The organism is Yersinia sp. 2542 StPb PI (assembly GCF_048593855.1).
In the GTDB taxonomy this organism is placed as follows: domain Bacteria; phylum Pseudomonadota; class Gammaproteobacteria; order Enterobacterales; family Enterobacteriaceae; genus Yersinia; species Yersinia enterocolitica_E.
Genome location: NZ_JAZGQA010000013.1, coordinates 1 through 16610, shown reverse-complemented (window position 1 = coordinate 16610; position 16610 = coordinate 1). Strand labels below are relative to the sequence as shown.

Below are 16610 nucleotides of genomic sequence, written 5' to 3'. Positions count from 1 at the left end.
CTCAGGACCGCATACTGGTGATTTGCAGAAAAGTCTGCTGGGTATAATTCAGCAGTGTCGACCCCATCCAATGGTAGGTAATCAATAACGTGGCTGACACCGCCAGTAATTTAATCAAAAATTGTAATGTCTGATCCTGGATTTGGGTGAGTGCCTGCAACAAACTGACAATTAGCCCGACCACGGAGGCCACCACCACCACCGGCATCGAGAGCAGTAACACTATCCATAACAGTTGGGTCGCCAGATGAACAACAATGGCATTACTCATTGATACATCCCTCGGTCGAGAGTCATAAATACGACCCCACCAACTGACCCAGTAGTAATCCCCAACCATCAATAAGAATAAAAATCAATAACTTGAATGGGAGTGAAATGGTAATGGGTGACACCATCATCATGCCCATGGCCAACAGAATATTGGACACAATTAAGTCGATCGCCACAAACGGCAAATAGAGCAACAACCCGATTTTGAATGCTTCAGTCAGTTGGGTTAGCGTAAATGCGGGCATTAATATCAGCAGTGAATTGGGTTTTACACTATTGCGATAGCGTTCGGGCCATTTGGTTTGGACGATATCGTTAAAAAAAGTGACTTGTTCTGTATCGGTATTACGTTGTAAAAAATCGCGGTATGGCGCCAGAGCATGCTCATCAATTTGCTGTAGCAAAGCGCCAATGTCGTTGGGGAGCGGCTCATCTTGCAGTCGGGCATGCACATCTAAGCCAACCGGTGCCATGATGAAAATGGTTAACACCAAGGCCAGTCCATAAATAGCGATATTAGGAGGCACCTGCTGAACACCCAGCGCATTGCGTAACAAAGAAAAAACTATCGATAGTTTGAGGAATGAAGTGCCCATCACCATCAGCAGTGGCAGCACCGACAGCAAAAAAAGCAGGACAATCAATTGAGAGGACGAATTCAGTAACTCCATAATCGGTTCCGCAAAAGGCTGGCCTGTTGAGTAAAAACAATACCCACAGTATTTGCCCAGCCCGCCTTAGCCGGAATCAGGTCATGACCTGAATAACCTCAGTGCCTCAGCCCAACAGCAGCGCATTCTCAAGGACGAGCGGTGAGAAACCATTGCTCAATGCGCACAATTAACTGCTCATCACAACACAACAGGCTGCCACTGCCGACCGATTGCCCGTGCAAACGAATATTCACTTCGCCGTAGAAGGCAGTTTTACAGTCCAGTGTTTGCCCGATGGCTAACTGTTTGATATCACGCAGCGGCAGTGTCAACCGCCCTATTTCCATGACGAGTGTCTGCGGTAATTGCTCTAGCGCCACCGCCGGTGGCTCTTGGGTCACAGTGGCAATATCCAGCGCCAGCAACCGGTCAATATCGTCATTAACCTGTTGAATTGTCATTTTGTTTCCATCCTCTAATTTGATATAAATCTGCGCGGATGCCATCGGCCATAACCAACAATTCCGCTGTTCCAATTCAGCGGCCGCCAGTATCCGCACCCCATCTCCAGGCCTGATTTGTTGCAACTGGTGTAAGGATAAATGACTCCAACCAACCACTAAGCCAGCTTGCCAGACAGCATCTTGCTGCGCGGGTAGCGCCTCACTCTGCCAGTGAGATAACCTTTCTATCAATGCCACCGGCGGCCAGTTACACAGCACGACACTGAGTTGCTGCCCTTCCAGTTCGAAAGTCAGCCCCACCGCCCACTGCGTTAGCAGTGTCATCGCCTGAGGAGTAATGTCATGAAGGACCAACTCGGGTAGTGACGCAAGCAGTGGACTGACGGCCCAATGCGCCATTGCATTCACCAATTCTGCCGCCAGAAGAGGAGCATCATCCGTTGCCAGCGCATAGGCCAGCCAGTGCTGCCAACATGACTGCGATAACCACAAACCACATTCCTGCCCATTAAATTGCAGTGGCAGATAAACCCCCTCTCCCCCAGCTTTGATGAAGGTTGCAGACACCCCAGCCGAATGCCGTCCATGGCCAATCACGGCGCTGAGTTGGCGTAATTCAGCCGTCAGACTCTCCAACATGGATGACCTCCAACCAGCAGGGGAAGCCTAACAAGTGCAGTTGCCGTTGCCAGCGCGACTGTATACGTTGCAAACGTTCAACCAATTCACCATTGGTGTGACTGAGCACAATATTTAACCCCTGAACAGCCAGGCTGACACTGACCCTTGTCCCACGCAACGGCCCACTGGCAATGCAGTAATCAGTGGATATCAAGCCACGGTCTCTCACCGTGGTAATTGCATCGGCCATCTCCGCCATGGGAAGAACACGCGGAGAGAGATAACGGGCAAATTGCTGTTTTTGTCTCTCATTAGCGACCCGCGGCTGCGAATCCCCGCCCAAATAATGCTCACTGAGCAGAGGTAATGCACCTTCAATATCGATTCGACTCATCTTTTATTAACATCCGTAATTTTTCCTGTTCACGCTGATTACTCCGTATCAGCGCCTGTTGTGCTGCAATAGCGTCCTGTTGTTGCAGCCCCAGAGCGTGCAACGCGCTAATTTGCTTTTGCTGCTGCCGCTCCGCCTGATACATCTGATGTTGTAAAACTCTCTGCTGCTCCGCTTGTGCGGGGAGCAGCCTACCGCGCCATTGCGCAAGCTGTTGTAACTGCTGACATAACTGATGGCGTTCGCGACGGCACTGTATCAATTGCAGTTCCTGCTGCTGCTGTTCTTGCTGCCAACGGAACAGTTGTTGGCGTAACCGGCGCTCTTTGCGTTGCCGTAAACAGAGCAAGCGCTGCAAGATATCCAGCGCGGAGTGGTTCAATTGATTATTTGGCCGAGTTGTTCCAAGGTGTGGTTGAGGCTGACGGCGTCGGGATGGCACGATAAGACGTTCTCCTGTTGCAAAAAGGCGCAGACCTTCGGGTAACGTTGCAGTGCGTCATCAGCCTGCGGGTCTTGCCCCGCCTGATATTCACCCACGCGAACCAACAGTTCGATCTCTTGATAGCAGGCTTGTATTTGGCGCAGTTTCTGTGCCAGCGCCAGATGTTCTACCGTGACGATTTGCGGCATGATACGGCTAACACTGGCAGCGATATCGATAGCCGGATAGTGCCCGGCACCGGCCAGTCGGCGGGATAGCACAATGTGCCCATCCAACAGCGAACGTACCTCATCTGCCACCGGCTCATTCATATCGTCCCCTTCCACCAGTACGGTGTAAAAAGCGGTGATACTGCCGCATTCACTGTTACCGGCCCGCTCCAATAAGCGGGGTAATGCCGCAAAGACGCTGGGAGGGAAGCTGCCCGCCGCAGGCAGTTCCCCGGCCGCCAGCCCTATTTCTCGGGCCGCTCTGGCATAGCGGGTTAGCGAATCCACCATTAACAACACTTTCAACCCGCGCTCACGGAAGTATTCGGCCACGGTAGTAGCAGTATAAATACCCTTCAGCCGCTCCAGAGCCGGACGATCAGAGGTTGCGACTACCACTACGGTGCGAGCACGGGTTTCAGGGGTGAGCACCTGGTCAAGAAACTCCCGCACTTCACGGCCACGTTCACCAATTAACGCCAACACCATGACATCCGCATTGCTGCCCGCACAGAGCATACTCAGCAAGCTACTTTTCCCGACCCCTGCCGCCGCAAAAATACCGACTCGCTGCCCCTCACCGCAGCTCAATACGCCATCAATGGCCCGGATCCCGGTGGTCAGTATTTGCCGAATCGGCTGGCGGGTTAGTGGCTCCGGGGGTTGGCAATCCAACTCACGCCAATGCCCGATAACCGGAGGACCGCCATCCATGGCGACACCCAAACCATCCAAAACTCGCCCAACCAGTGATGGCCCCACCTTGACACGGTGGGTATGCCCAAGTGGTGACACCCACTGACCGCTGCGCAAACCGGCTGAAGAGGCGAATGGCGATAGCAACGCGGTCTGTTGTTCAATAGCGACCACTTCGGCCAGCATGTCCGGTGACGCAATACGGCATAACTCCCCCAGCGCCACACCGGGTAGATTGGCGCGTAATAGGGTTGGGCCAACATCCAATATTGGCCCGCGATAGGCCATACCATCCGGCGGCAGAGACGATAAGCGCAATTGCTGATGCAACTGAGCACTTAGTGTTGCGCTATCAGGCAGCTTCATCAAGTTCATCACCAATCAACTCAATAGTGCCGGCCACCTTGATATTCATCTCATCACCCAATTCCTGCCAGGAAAGTACCGGCAGCGTGAAAATATCCCGCTCAACTATTTTGCGCAGAAAACGCCGTACATCGATGGCGGTCAGCAGGACAACATCACTGTTTTGTGCAACAGCGGCTTTTATCTTGTCGAGGATCAAACGTGAGTGTTTATCGGCTAACGCCGAGTAAGCACCCGCAGAGGTTTGGCGAATGGATTCACGAATCAAGTTCTCAGCCCCCTCTCCCAGCCGCAATACCGGTAACCAGACGCTGTTTTTACTGAACCGGCGACACACATGGCGGCGTAAGGCGATGCGCACGTACTCGGTTAACATGACACTGTCTTTCTCTTTCGGTGCCCAGACCACCAGCGCGCCGAAAATGGTGCGCAAATCCCGGATCGATACATCCTCCTCCACTAGCCGTTGCAGTATCTCTGCAACTTTGCCCAGCGGCATCTGGCGCTGTAGTTCTTTCACTAATTCCCCGTAGCGCCCTTCCATCGCATCCATCAGATAACGGGTTTCCTGCACACCAATAAATTCGGCTGTATGTCGCTCGAATACCCGTGTCAGACAAGAGATAATACGTTTATGCCCTTGTACATATGGGATGCCCAGGATGCTGGCATGGCTGCCCTGATCTGCGGCTAACCACTCAAAAGTGCCCATTCTGCTGCCTAACCTTTGGCTGCGTGTCTCTAGCTGGACACTGGGCTGAGTCAGTAGCAACTCATCTGATGGTAATGTCAGTTCCAGCACTTGCTCCTGATAGACCCGGATCGATAAGCTGTTCTCAATTAAGGTAGGATCACTGCGGATCTCCACCTCCGGCAATGGCACGCCAAGATGCTCAAACCAGCGCCAACGCAAGCTATCAATATCTCGGGCCAACTCGGGATAATCCAGGTTAGGCGCGCAATGCAACATCAAGGGTACCGCTCCTGGTGTCATTGCATGGTCCGCAGATAAGCCACTGTCACCAGCCCCCGTTACCGTACCTCTGTGCCGTATTGACTGATTCTTGCGATAGAGTAAAAAGGCAGGCGCGGCCACCAGCGCCGCCAGTATGATAAAGATCAGAAATGGAAAACCGGGTAACAAAGCAAAAACAGTCAGGATGGCGGCGGCTAACCATAAAGCATCTGGCTGACGCCCCACTTGTACCGCCAGGTCTTTAGCCAAACTCTGCTTATCGCCGCCAGGAACGCGGGTCACAATAATCCCAGCGGTAATGGAGATAAGAAACGATGGGATTTGGGCACATAGCCCATCGCCAACCGAGAGCACCGCATAGGTGATCATCGCCTGTTCCGCCGACATATTATGTTGCAGCACACCGATGGTGATGCCGCCAATAATATTCACCAGAATGACAATAATCCCGGCAATAGCATCACCTTTAACGAACTTCATCGCGCCGTCCATCGCCCCAAACAACCGGCTCTCTTTTTGTACTCTATCCCTTAGCCGCCCGGCCTCGGCCGCATCAATCACGCCCGCCCGCATATCACCATCAATACTCATTTGCTTACCGGGCATGCCATCAAGCGAGAAACGGGCGCTGACCTCTGCCACTCGCTCTGAGCCTTTGGTAATCACGATAAACTGGACCATGGTGATAATAGTAAAAATGATCAACCCCACAGCCAGATTACCGCCAACCACAAACTGACCGAATGCCTCGACAATTTCACCGGCATCATGCTGGAGCAGCACTAAGCGCGTAGTACTGATAGTCAGCGCCAAGCGATAGAGCGTGGTAATCAGCAATAACGACGGGAAAACCGAGAATTCGAGTGGATCGCGCAGGTAAATCGAGATCATTAGCAGGATGACTGAGAAAGCCAGATTGATCGCAATCAGCAGATCTACCAACACGGTTGGCAGAGGCAGGATCATCATAAAGATCGCTACCAACAGCATGATCGCCAGAAAAATATCCTGCCGCGCAGTTATCATCAGCAAGCCACGTATCAACGCCGATTGCCTCATGGACATGCTCCCGGCAGGCGGCACAGCAAGGCACACTGCTGCCGGTAGAGCTGATACCAAAACTCAGCATCGGACAATGCCGGCGGGGAGCAACTGACCATAATACCCATTTTCAGTAAGTAGATACGCTGTGGCACGCCATTAAATCGCTCAAGCCGCCAGCATTGCTGGAGCCGCAGCAGATCATCATGGTTGTAGTGCCGTTGTTGTAAACCGCAAGTGAGCAGTAACCTTGATGCTCGCCACTCAAGGAAAATAATCCGTTTTTCTATCTGCCACTGCATGCGAGAGGTGATTGCCGAGCAGGGCAATTCCGCCATGCGGATAAACATTTGAAGGTTACGGGTAACAACTAAATCCATCTCCATAACCAGTGTCCTTTTGATGCAACTTTTCGCTATACATAATAGATTTCAAAATTCAGGCCGGCGGCAAGCAAGAGACAAATCGGTTGTGGCCGGGTCGTGAGCGCAGCCAGCACACCTGCAAGTTGAAAAATGACGAGAATAAACAATGAAAAGAATAAGCAGCCAATGCCTTATCAACCATCAGGGGTTCGCCTGAAACGAAAAGTCATATCTCCAGCAAGGTGGCTAAAATTTGTGCTTGTTGTTCCTGATCATTGAAACAATCCACTGGCATCAATTTAAACAACTCATAAAACCGACGAATGAATCCGCGCTGTGCTTTGGCATCCGAACCAATAATCGCTTCAATTCGTGGCTGCAACCAGCTACTGAATAACCAGGGTTGTCCCACCACTGCCAGTACCTCGTTCAGAATCATATCTCCTGCCACGCCACAGACATTCCCCACCTGGCTGCAATGGTCTTCCAACCCGAGAAACATCAGCAAACGGCGCAACTGGTGGAGCGTAGCGGACAAACGCTCACCGTATTGAGCGAACGGCCGACAGGACAAATCAAACGCGACGGCACGCATGAGTACCCGAACACGTTGTTGGCGCTGTGGCCAACGACTCACCCGGGTAAACCACTCCGCCAGCGACAATTCACTTTGATGAATACTTTGCTGAAACAACTGTTTGACCGCTCCCAGCGAGCGGCTGCCCTCCGTACCCAGCTCCAACAGACCAAATAGCTCAACCTCCCAGCCCTCACGCTCAAGTAGCGGGCCAAGTAATTGCGATAAGCTGCGGCGGCGTAATGGATTATTTTTGCTGTGTGCCAGCATGGCGGCCAACAGTAACACTTGCTGCCCTGCCGATAGCTCACCCTGTCGAAGCTTATTGGCAAGTGAAACAAGATCCACATCAAGCGGAATGTTCTGTGAAAACAGCATATCGTTGCTACCGGAGAGCTGAGTTATCAACTTCACCAATAGCTGTTGGCGGCGCAGATTACGCTCCTCAGCCTCAATGGATTTTTGATCTTTCAAACGGGAACCGAGACTCAGCCCGATCTCTTCCATCGTCTCTTCCAGCGCGGTTTGTCTCACTTCAGATAATTCAATGCTGGCCAGTTCCATGACTGAGTGTGCGGGGGTTACTTCGCCATGGGCCTTCCCCACATGTTGGTCAGAGCCGTGAACTGCCAAGGTCTCTGACACATTATTGGCACTAATCATGAGCTGGCTCCTGTAGCCAAAGGATAAGTTGCGCCAAATGGCTACGCAGAGAAAGGCTGACTTGCAGCATTGGCGAACCTAAGCGGGCGGTATCTTCAGGCATGCTCTCATCCCCCACACACTGCACCCGTTCACCCAGAGCAGAGACCACGGCAGGCAGATGCTGCGGGTGAACCTGTAAAACCAACATTTCATCGTGCGCCATTTTCTCCACTTGCGCCCCCAGCCGATGAATCAAAATCTGTTCCACAGATTGCTGACCGGCCCAGGCAGTTACCACCGACGCAATCGCTGCCAGAATCTGCTGACGGGCTTGTGTAATCAAGGATGCCTCCAATTGCTCCGCCGCCACTAGCCAGCCAACATGTTGCGCCAACACCTCAGCTTCTATTTGACTCCGCGCTTGAACCATCAGCATGTCTGCTTGTTGCTGTGCTTGCGCCAACAACACGCGGCTCTCATCCTGCGCTGCTTGCACAATCTCGGCGGCCTGCACCCGGGCAGCAGACAAAATATCGCGGCTCTGCGCCATTTCCTGTAACTGAACCGCCGCAATGACTCGCCCCGCTGGCAGCGAATAATCAAATTTCTCTATCCTGAGATGAAAAGGGTTCACAGCAAACGCTCCAGTCGGGTTAACCAACCGTCAACCGAAAAAGAGAATGCCTGGGACAGAGATAATGCACGGGGCTGAGGGGGTAATGAGATAGAGGTGGCACGCCAAACCACATCATCGTGGCGTACCTGATGTGCCAGGCTATGCCCCAGACGTAAGGCAACCGTGGGCAGATGCTGTGGGCTTAAGCTGGCAGGCAGGTGACCCTGATATCCCATACCAATGAGTTGTTGAATATCAGCTTCATCCAACAGCGGCGAAAGCCTCTCGCGATAACGCCGTAGGCGCAAATAATCACCACATTGTAAATGAACCAACCCCAGCGCCAGACAGTGGGCAGATAAGCGCGGATAGCTTGCCATTCGCTCTCGCTGCGGCTTGCTCAGCACCGCAGGCAGGGTTTGCTGTGGGAATTTTCGTTGCCGAATTAGCGCATTATTCAACACTCTGTCCAGCGCGTTACTGCGGCCATAACAGTAGTTCTCTGTGTTAATCCCCATCGCCGCCAACCATAGAGGATGGGCAAACTGTGCGGGTCGCCAGGCTAACTGATGCAAATGCCGGATATCAGCGGTTAACGGTAATATCATCCCTTTTCCCCTTCCATTAGCGATTTATCGGCGCAAATAGCGTAATAAGCACACCGTTGACAACCCAGCCAGCAGCACCAACAGTAGCCCTAACGCTATCTGTATCGCACCGGCGTGGCGTAATAGCCATTGCAAGCTCAGTTGTGCCTCAGCGTGCTGGTGTGGCTCAGCGGCGATAAACCGATAATTGGCAGGCTGCATCACCACACTAATCTGTGAGTAATCGATACCGGGGATACCATCGCGGATCAGATTTTTAATTTGTGGCTGATAGCTTTGTAAATTGACCTCGGGGGAATACTTGATAAACACTGAGGCGGCGTGGGGAACACTGCTTTTCCCGTCGGTCGGCGCGGGCATGGCAATGGTCACATCAGCATGAATCACCCCATCCATATGGCTCAACATGCTTTCCAACTGCTGTTCTTTCAAATAGACCATCTTGGCCTGCTCTTGGCCAGGTGATGTCACGAGCTGGTTCGACGGAAACAACGTATCCACTGTCGTAAATTTCTGACGCGGAAAACCATGTTGTCGTAGCAGTTCCACTGCATTAATAAACTGACTTTTATCGACACTCAGCCTTACCGTCCCGCCTTTCTCGGACTGCTTTTCGGCTTTAATCTGGTGCAACATCAGCAACGCCAGCATCTGGTTGGCCTCCCCCTCAGAAAGCCCGCTATATAGCTCCATACCACAGCCTGAAAGGGAGACCACCACCAGCAAGAGCGCTATCGCACGCCGCAGGCGTTTCATTGCATATTGACCAGTTTATTGATGTTCTGCCCGAGAACACCGGCCACTTTAGCCGTTAAATCTACTGCTAATGTGGCGTGCATCCATTGCGACTGAACGTCCAATAATTGGGTCGGCGACATCATTGCCGTGTCAGGTTCCACCTGTTGCATTAACTGCGTAAATTTGGCGATTTGTTGCGGCTCACCGGCCGCTGGCTGAAGGGGGGTATTCAACATTGAAGCAGCCTGAATGGCATCAATTTCCATCTGATGATCTCCTTGTTGATAAGCAATTGTATACCGTTGCGGTGTTATGCCTTTAGTACCAGAGGCTGCCGCGTTGTTATTGGCAACGCCAATGACGTTGGGTCAGCAGCAGAGATCCCTTGTTGTAGCAACGCCAACATGGCCTGCGCATCTTCGGATTTGGATGTTGCCAGTAACGCCAGTGCTGCCACTCTGTCATTAAGTCCGAATAACAGCATTGCCTCACAGACCAAGCGAACTTGTGGATCCGGTATCAGTTGGGGTAACACATTAAGAATATTTTGGGCTTCTGCCTGTAGGCTGTGATTCACCCCGGCCAAGGCGGCTTCAACCACCAACTGGCGGCATTGTGCTGAAAGTAAGATCATATTTTGGCAATAATCCCACTGGTCATATCTTTAATATTCTTCATCAGCGCACTGCTAAAGTTGATGTAAGACGAATACTGCTGCATGGCAAATTGCATCTTGAGCATATGTTCAGGATCAGAGGGATTACCGGCAGCCATCTGGTTTTGAAAGTCCTGACTTATCTTATGAATACTATTCGTCATTTCGTTCATTAATGCGTTTATATCCATCAAACCTCCTATTCCATAAGTGACCGCATATGCGATGGGCACTGCTGAAAACGGCGACGGAAGCTATCAGAGAAATGCGCGTGATTGCTAAAACCACATTCCATGGCAATATCTGCCACACGCAGCCGTGTAGATAACAACAATTCACAGCCCTTTTTCAAACGTTGATCCAGTAACCACTGCTTCGCAGACATGCCGAATTTTTCATAAAACAGAAAATTCAATTTACGGGTGGAAATACCTAATTCATCGGCATAGCGCGATACCGTCCAGGGATTAAGGCGATTTTGTTCAAAAAACTCCAGTAACTCATTATTGGTACCCACAATTGATTCCAACAATCTGGAGAAATAAACTGAATCCAGACCTAAACAATACAGGTAAAGAAAGCGTAATGATGCTGAGCGCTCAATATCAATTAACTGTTCAGTTGCGTGAATAACATCTTTATTTGCTGGCAATATTTTGTAGCAATCAGATATTTTATGAGGCAAGCGAAATTTATTCGACTGCACCATTTTACTGGCTAAGTTTTGATATATAGGTAAAAGATCTATCGAATGACACAATATTGAAATAAAAGTACTTTGCGAGAAAGAAGATACCGTAGCCAACTCGTGGGTAACAACTAAACTGCCCGCAGGTACCGTATAACACTCTCCGTTGCTACGTAATGTTCCCTCTTGCCGAAATAAAATAAACTGTATTGATTTCATCATATCCCTTAGAGAGTAATTAACCTTATACAAGGTTAACAAATAACACTAAAGAGACTATCCGGCATTCACCCTAAGCGAAATTTGTTTGTATATTATCCTTGATGATACCGATTTTTCGATATGCAGCCCCCGCAGCATGAGTTGCTATTAGTATTTCATTTGCTTCCAGCTCATTACTCCTTAAAACACCCGCTATTTCTTTTCGCTGATCATTATCATTACTTATCCACACCCCTAGCGCACCGGCAGTAATAATACTGGTTATAGAGGCCACTATTGGATTATAGTTTTTAGCAAGTAAACATAAACTGTTGGTAACGACCGGGTTCGTTAGTAGCCCTATACCTGCTAAAGAGGCCACGATACCAACACGAATAAAGTACGATGTGTAGCGCGCGATTTTTTTGCAATTATCGGATGAAGCACCACAGGATTTAGCGAGCATAAAGGCAGCTTGCTGAATGGCATCACTGCCCATGGCGAACCCCTCTTTATTTTTACTGGCACAACTCCAGTTATGGTAGCCGCATGCCAGGTTAGACAGTGATAACATTAAGTTCAACCCAGTAACGATGGCAACCGGGGTCGCCGCCCCGCCACTGCAAATACTCATTCCAACACTGACAGCAAATGAAGCCAGAGAAACCGCCAACTCAACCACATTGATGAAAAACTGTTTTTTGGCTAACTTAACTTTGATATCGTTATTTTTACTAACAATATCTTCTTGAGTATCGAGAACTTTATTTATCGCACAATTAGCATTTGGAACATCTTTGCTCAGAAAGTCATTTGCTATTTCTGCAGGGGTGGAAATAGAGGGTCTCCCCTCGATATTCGAATTAACTACCGCATTCGGCTCAGATGAATTATTAACACACTTAATATTGTCTATTCTATCCATCGCTATCCCCTTTTAAATTTTAGTCATAATATTCGTGTTATTTCATCTATATTTCACTCAATAATCGATTGGCTTTCGTTGCTGTAGACACATACTCAGGATTCAGGTAGCTCATTTCAATGGCGGTTTGTAATGCCTCTCTGGCATCAGCGCCTTTATCCAGCGCACGTAAACAAACAGCCATTTGGTATACCGGTTCAGGATCATTTGCATCCAGTAATAGCGCAGCGGCATAAGCACTCAGCGCCAGAGCATATTCTTGCTGCATTTGCAGAGCGGCGGCCAAAGCCAAATGAAACCGTGGCACTAAGGGGCAACAGACTGTAAGCCAAGAAAAATCACTGATCGCGGCAGTATAGTCATCTGCCAGCCAGGCCTGATAACCCCGTGTATAGCGCGTTTCTACTTCCTGCGGATCAGGTTGCTGCTTAAAATCACTCATTGGGTGCTGAATAATATTCTGTTCTTTCAATACACTATTTATCTTTACACACAGGGACTGGAAATCATCGGCAGAAAAATCGTCCATTGGACCTCCTTTGTTTTATTTATCCGTACTGACATCAAATAGTAGCCAATCATTACCATCGATATTCTTACTGAATGCACCTTTGGCTATTAATATTCGAATAAGTCTACTGCGGATCAACCACAAAGGCTGATTAGCGATATTATTAATAATCAGCATTCTGACTATCGATATATCAGTAATTTCCTCACCTAAATGGAGCAGGAAATTAAATAATGCTAAAAAATTCCCCGGTGTGTTTTTTTCAGTGGAAACCTCCAAAGAACAAATAATTAATTCACGCTGTTCAATACGGTAGATCACCCGGTACTTATCAAATAAAAACTCACTCCCTAATTTGATAGTGCTATTTTCGAAAAAGGCTGTTTGAGTCACACAGCCTTTGCTGAGTAAGTATTGCTCAATGTGCTGAGAGTTAAATTTCATATATCATAATTTCACAGCCATGGAAATATTGTTTATTAGGTTAGTCAAGGTATTGCTAAAGTCCTTGAATTCTTGTCTTACCTCTCCTAGTTTATTCTGTATTTCATTGCTATTTTTTGAGTAACTATCAGAGCTAAAACTTTGCAGATTGCTCTGCATGCGCAAGGTTTCCGCCTGACGGGTTATATCACCCTCGGCCAGTTTCCCACTACCGGTAATGAATTGCCCAGTAACACCACCAATAGGCGCGCCGATACCTCCCAACTTGTCGCCTGCTCCGGCACTGGCGGCGCTAACTACACCGGACAGAATGGAGCAAACTCCGTTAGAGATGGCTGCGGAGGCTGTTTTATCGATCGCTTCACGCTGACTTTTCATGGCAGCAGCTTTGATATTAAACAGAAGCTCGAATTGTTTCCCACCATAAGTACTCAGTGAATCACGCATTTTTTTAACTAACTCATACATTTTGGAAATAATGTCGGAGATTTCACTAATGATATTGCCAGTACTATTATCTAATTCCCCTCCATCATCGACAGTCTGTAGGGCTTTGTCGTTTACTTTTATTTCCTGGCTGATAGGTGTATTCATTATAACCTCATTATATTAATGAACCTGCCACTCTCGTTTGTAGCATGCCGTTTTGATGGATGTTATCGCTTAATTTCTCCAATGTATCTTGTGCGCTCTGAGAGATATCTTTGAGTTGTTTACTTTGCTGCTGTTTATTCCGTTCAACCCATTGATCCATAAACTGTGAGAAGTCCTGATCAAGCATCAATTTTTCAATTTCTTTTTGCAGCTCTCCGTTTTTAATCGCCAACTGGCCACTATTAATCTGCACTAACCCTTGAGTAACTTTTTGCATTATCTGTAAAGGTGAGAGGCAGATATCTTTTATTATTTGCTTAACCATCTTCTTCATAATTTCCTTGGTACATTGGCGAGTAAATTGTTCTGCAGTGAGTGTAGTGCCTTTCTTAATCGCGGTTTGAACCAGATTTTTCGTCACATCGCCTACCAGTTTTTCAACACCCGCGTGGGTAAAAGAGTTAGTGATATTGCGCATCAAGGTCATTTCCGTTTCAGTTATCTGCTTACAGGTATTCTTGGCGAACTGTTCAGTTAACTGTTGCACTTCTTGGTGACTTAGATTCTTCATCGCTTCGGTCAACGCATCAGCCCCGCCCGCTTTTAACACATCACCCGCCCCTTTGGTCACCGCTCGAGCGGCATTAATCGCGCGAGCGGCTTGAAACAGGTCGATTGCCATAGCAAAGCATTCACAACCGAGTTGAACTTTACCTGCGACATCAATAATTTCCTGACATTTCTCTTTTGAGGCTCCTGCCAACATCGCCGTTTCAGCGGCGGCCTTAACCAAACCGGCAGTCCCTGCCGCCAAATATGCGACCCCGGAAGCCATTGCCACCGGATCCCCGGTTAGCACCCCGGCAGAGATCTTAATCGCACCGTAAACTATCTCGGCTAAGCCGATGGCCCAATCAAACACCGTGTTGAAAATACCGGCTTTGTGAGCTTTATCCGCTTGCTGAACCGATTTATTTATCTGTTGCTGATACTCATTAACCCGTTTATCGCGTAAAAAAGTCTGCACATCCGTTGCCCGCTCCATCTGCTGGCGGATTGACTTACAGGAATCAGAAAAAAAAACCAGGCTCAGGNTGCCAGCCATCGAGAGGATGAGCTGCATATCTATGCTGCCCAGTTGATCAAGGGAAATCCGGCCACTGTCCCCTGCTTTGGCGCCGGAACGGGGTAAGGCGACCAACAGGCGATCCAAGGCGGCCTGGGCTTTTTGCTGCGTCACCTTGGGTGACGTCATATTCATATCCGCCGAGGGTGACAACCCGGAAATTGCCCACCAGTCTGGTATTTTCGCCACGGCCAAAGGTGTGCTTTTACCTGCGGCTGCCAGTGCCCAATCAGTCGGAGTGCCGGCTTTTAATGCGATACTATTAGACATGTCTCACCTCCAGTAATAATGCAGCCAGTCCCCGTTCGGCTTGCTGGCGGACTTGAGCCTGCTCAGGGTGAGCATGGCACCAGTTCAATGCGGCACGGAATGCTTTTTCAGCATAAATAGCATTGCCGCAAGCGGAATAACATTCCCCAGCGAAACAAGATGGACGAGGATCATCGACCTGAATTTGCCCCGCGCGGCTGAAGCAATAAATCGCTTGATGGCAATCCCCGGTTTGCTGATAACACGAACCTAATGTTAACCAATAAGCAAAATTCCAATGGTCGAAACGGATCAATATATTTAACAGTTTTTTTGCGCCGTCATATTCTCCGCCGTGACAAAGTTGTACGCTATATTCATATATTAACGTCAAGTCTTGCTCCGACATATTTGCCAACATACGCAGAGAACCACCGCGCCGCATAAAATTAATAAGTTGATCAGTAGGTTCAATATTCATATCGAATCATCCTTGCGGCCATAACTTGGTTAACAAAGATTGCGGGCAATCGTCGTCAATAAATCTTTTAAACTTGTCTGCAATGTACTGATGTTATTAACATTAAAGTTATAACTTTGCATAAACTTCTGTAACTGTAATTGCTCTTGAGTCATAGTATCTGACGCGCGGGTCTTTTCATTATCTAATGCCGCTTTTACTGCCTGTAATTGTCCTTTATCCAGTTCTGGCCCATTCTTCTTTAAATACTCGTCAATACTCATCTTATCAACTTTGATGCCATGCTCCCGCATAAACTCGATAACCGAATCGGGTAGCGGCTCAGTTTTTTTATCATCCCCTACAGCCGCTTTGGCAATTACGGAATCAACCTGATTAGCGTTACCCTGTATATTATTGGCATATTCTGATCGGGCGTGCATAGCCTCATAGGCACTTCTGGCAAGTGATTCAAGTACGTCCAGGTATTCATAAAAGGCACTCAACCCCATACTATAGATATCAGCATGCTCGCCTAGATTATTGCGAACATTATTAATGTCGTTGTGAAGATTCTTAAATTTATTTTCCAAAACGGAAAAATCAAATTCATTATTGAAATATTTGTCAGCATCCAAATAAGAGTTATCTAATTTATTTACGTCAGTGTTCGCGACCATAGAAATACTCCTTACCTCAAGATAACAATGATATTTCAGGACGAGATTAACTACATTTCCTCACCTGAACTTATATTTCTGAGCTGCGTCTCCATTTGTTTAAACTGTACTTTCATGTTTGCAATAGATACCATCAATTGTGCTTTTTCTTGATTTAAACCATTCGGAAATCTTCATTCAAGCGAATTAACGTCTCTCTTGCTTTACTGTCATTTTTGGCTTTTTCTTTCAGTAATTCGATTTGTTGCTGGAAGCCCTTCAACTTTCCTACATCAGACAGTAATTTACTATACCGACTGTGTAGGTCCCCTAACACGCTCTGAATAGAATCATTATCATTCATATTGTATTTCCTTATGCATTAATATATAATATTACTTTATCTCACTA

General features: G+C 48.3%; 24 protein-coding genes. All 24 read right to left on the bottom strand.

Annotated elements, in window-relative coordinates; genetic code table 11:
• Position 1: 1 nt before the first annotated feature.
• Positions 2 to 271 carry an EscS/YscS/HrcS family type III secretion system export apparatus protein gene (locus V1952_RS03455; protein ID WP_050085721.1) on the bottom strand — a complete coding sequence of 90 codons (270 nt, stop codon included), beginning with the start codon at positions 269 to 271 and terminating at the stop codon, positions 2 to 4.
• A 22-nt stretch (positions 272 to 293) separates the two neighbouring features.
• A complete protein-coding gene (gene sctR, locus V1952_RS03450) occupies positions 294 to 944 on the bottom strand; it encodes a type III secretion system export apparatus subunit SctR (RefSeq protein WP_372559973.1) in 651 nt (216 codons plus the stop codon).
• A 128-nt stretch (positions 945 to 1072) separates the two neighbouring features.
• Complete coding sequence (locus V1952_RS03445; protein ID WP_420074316.1) at positions 1073 to 2029, bottom strand: YscQ/HrcQ family type III secretion apparatus protein; 957 nt, start codon at positions 2027 to 2029, stop codon at positions 1073 to 1075.
• Complete coding sequence (locus V1952_RS03440) at positions 2007 to 2405, bottom strand: hypothetical protein (RefSeq protein ID WP_420074315.1); 399 nt, start codon at positions 2403 to 2405, stop codon at positions 2007 to 2009. The genes V1952_RS03445 and V1952_RS03440 overlap by 23 nt, the downstream gene beginning before the upstream one ends.
• A complete protein-coding gene (locus V1952_RS03435) occupies positions 2386 to 2787 on the bottom strand; it encodes a type III secretion protein (RefSeq protein WP_420070999.1) in 402 nt (133 codons plus the stop codon). The genes V1952_RS03440 and V1952_RS03435 overlap by 20 nt, the downstream gene beginning before the upstream one ends.
• Positions 2784 to 4121 carry an EscN/YscN/HrcN family type III secretion system ATPase gene (locus V1952_RS03430; RefSeq protein ID WP_372559976.1) on the bottom strand — a complete coding sequence of 446 codons (1338 nt, stop codon included), beginning with the start codon at positions 4119 to 4121 and terminating at the stop codon, positions 2784 to 2786. The genes V1952_RS03435 and V1952_RS03430 overlap by 4 nt, the downstream gene beginning before the upstream one ends.
• A complete protein-coding gene (locus V1952_RS03425; protein ID WP_420074314.1) occupies positions 4108 to 6156 on the bottom strand; it encodes an EscV/YscV/HrcV family type III secretion system export apparatus protein in 2049 nt (682 codons plus the stop codon). The genes V1952_RS03430 and V1952_RS03425 overlap by 14 nt, the downstream gene beginning before the upstream one ends.
• The gene (locus V1952_RS03420; protein WP_372559978.1) at positions 6153 to 6524 is read right to left on the bottom strand and encodes a type III secretion system protein; all 372 of its coding nucleotides are present in this window, start codon (positions 6522 to 6524) and stop codon (positions 6153 to 6155) included. The genes V1952_RS03425 and V1952_RS03420 overlap by 4 nt, the downstream gene beginning before the upstream one ends.
• A 205-nt stretch (positions 6525 to 6729) precedes the next feature.
• Positions 6730 to 7743 (bottom strand): TyeA family type III secretion system gatekeeper subunit, encoded by a 1014-nt coding sequence (locus tag V1952_RS03415; protein WP_420074313.1) that lies wholly within the window; start codon positions 7741 to 7743, stop codon positions 6730 to 6732.
• Positions 7736 to 8359 (bottom strand): type III secretion system stator protein SctL, encoded by a 624-nt coding sequence (gene sctL, locus V1952_RS03410; RefSeq protein WP_372559980.1) that lies wholly within the window; start codon positions 8357 to 8359, stop codon positions 7736 to 7738. The genes V1952_RS03415 and sctL overlap by 8 nt, the downstream gene beginning before the upstream one ends.
• On the bottom strand, positions 8356 to 8949 hold the full coding sequence (locus tag V1952_RS03405) for a type III secretion system domain-containing protein (protein ID WP_420074312.1): 594 nt from the start codon (positions 8947 to 8949) through the stop codon (positions 8356 to 8358). The genes sctL and V1952_RS03405 overlap by 4 nt, the downstream gene beginning before the upstream one ends.
• A gap of 24 nt (positions 8950 to 8973) precedes the next feature.
• A complete protein-coding gene (gene ssaJ, locus V1952_RS03400) occupies positions 8974 to 9705 on the bottom strand; it encodes an EscJ/YscJ/HrcJ family type III secretion inner membrane ring protein SsaJ (RefSeq protein WP_372559982.1) in 732 nt (243 codons plus the stop codon).
• Positions 9702 to 9953 (bottom strand): type III secretion system inner rod subunit SctI, encoded by a 252-nt coding sequence (sctI, locus tag V1952_RS03395; protein WP_372559983.1) that lies wholly within the window; start codon positions 9951 to 9953, stop codon positions 9702 to 9704. The genes ssaJ and sctI overlap by 4 nt, the downstream gene beginning before the upstream one ends.
• Before the next feature lie 44 nt (positions 9954 to 9997).
• Positions 9998 to 10321 carry an EscG/YscG/SsaH family type III secretion system needle protein co-chaperone gene (locus V1952_RS03390; protein WP_372559984.1) on the bottom strand — a complete coding sequence of 108 codons (324 nt, stop codon included), beginning with the start codon at positions 10319 to 10321 and terminating at the stop codon, positions 9998 to 10000.
• Positions 10318 to 10533 (bottom strand): type III secretion system needle filament subunit SctF, encoded by a 216-nt coding sequence (gene sctF, locus V1952_RS03385; protein ID WP_372559985.1) that lies wholly within the window; start codon positions 10531 to 10533, stop codon positions 10318 to 10320. Before sctF ends, V1952_RS03390 begins: the two co-directional genes overlap by 4 nt.
• An 8-nt stretch (positions 10534 to 10541) precedes the next feature.
• Positions 10542 to 11249 (bottom strand): helix-turn-helix transcriptional regulator, encoded by a 708-nt coding sequence (locus V1952_RS03380; protein WP_372559986.1) that lies wholly within the window; start codon positions 11247 to 11249, stop codon positions 10542 to 10544.
• 73 nt (positions 11250 to 11322) lie between these two features.
• The gene (locus V1952_RS03375; RefSeq protein WP_420074311.1) at positions 11323 to 12156 is read right to left on the bottom strand and encodes a hypothetical protein; all 834 of its coding nucleotides are present in this window, start codon (positions 12154 to 12156) and stop codon (positions 11323 to 11325) included.
• A gap of 46 nt (positions 12157 to 12202) precedes the next feature.
• Positions 12203 to 12685: a CesD/SycD/LcrH family type III secretion system chaperone gene (locus tag V1952_RS03370; RefSeq protein ID WP_420074310.1), complete on the bottom strand. Its 483-nt coding sequence runs from the start codon at positions 12683 to 12685 to the stop codon at positions 12203 to 12205.
• Between the two features lie 15 nt (positions 12686 to 12700).
• Complete coding sequence (locus V1952_RS03365; RefSeq protein WP_372559989.1) at positions 12701 to 13111, bottom strand: pathogenicity island 2 effector protein SseE; 411 nt, start codon at positions 13109 to 13111, stop codon at positions 12701 to 12703.
• 3 nt (positions 13112 to 13114) lie between these two features.
• The gene (locus tag V1952_RS03360) at positions 13115 to 13705 is read right to left on the bottom strand and encodes a chemotaxis protein (protein WP_420074309.1); all 591 of its coding nucleotides are present in this window, start codon (positions 13703 to 13705) and stop codon (positions 13115 to 13117) included.
• A gap of 10 nt (positions 13706 to 13715) precedes the next feature.
• Entirely contained in the window at positions 13716 to 15101 is a 1386-nt protein-coding gene (gene sctE / locus V1952_RS03355) for a type III secretion system translocon subunit SctE (RefSeq protein ID WP_420074308.1), read from the bottom strand.
• Positions 15094 to 15561: a SycD/LcrH family type III secretion system chaperone gene (locus tag V1952_RS03350; RefSeq protein ID WP_420071008.1), complete on the bottom strand. Its 468-nt coding sequence runs from the start codon at positions 15559 to 15561 to the stop codon at positions 15094 to 15096. Before V1952_RS03350 ends, sctE begins: the two co-directional genes overlap by 8 nt.
• A 29-nt stretch (positions 15562 to 15590) precedes the next feature.
• On the bottom strand, positions 15591 to 16220 hold the full coding sequence (locus V1952_RS03345) for a chemotaxis protein (RefSeq protein ID WP_420074307.1): 630 nt from the start codon (positions 16218 to 16220) through the stop codon (positions 15591 to 15593).
• 154 nt (positions 16221 to 16374) lie between these two features.
• Positions 16375 to 16563 carry a hypothetical protein gene (locus tag V1952_RS03340; protein ID WP_420074306.1) on the bottom strand — a complete coding sequence of 63 codons (189 nt, stop codon included), beginning with the start codon at positions 16561 to 16563 and terminating at the stop codon, positions 16375 to 16377.
• Positions 16564 to 16610 lie beyond the last annotated feature (47 nt).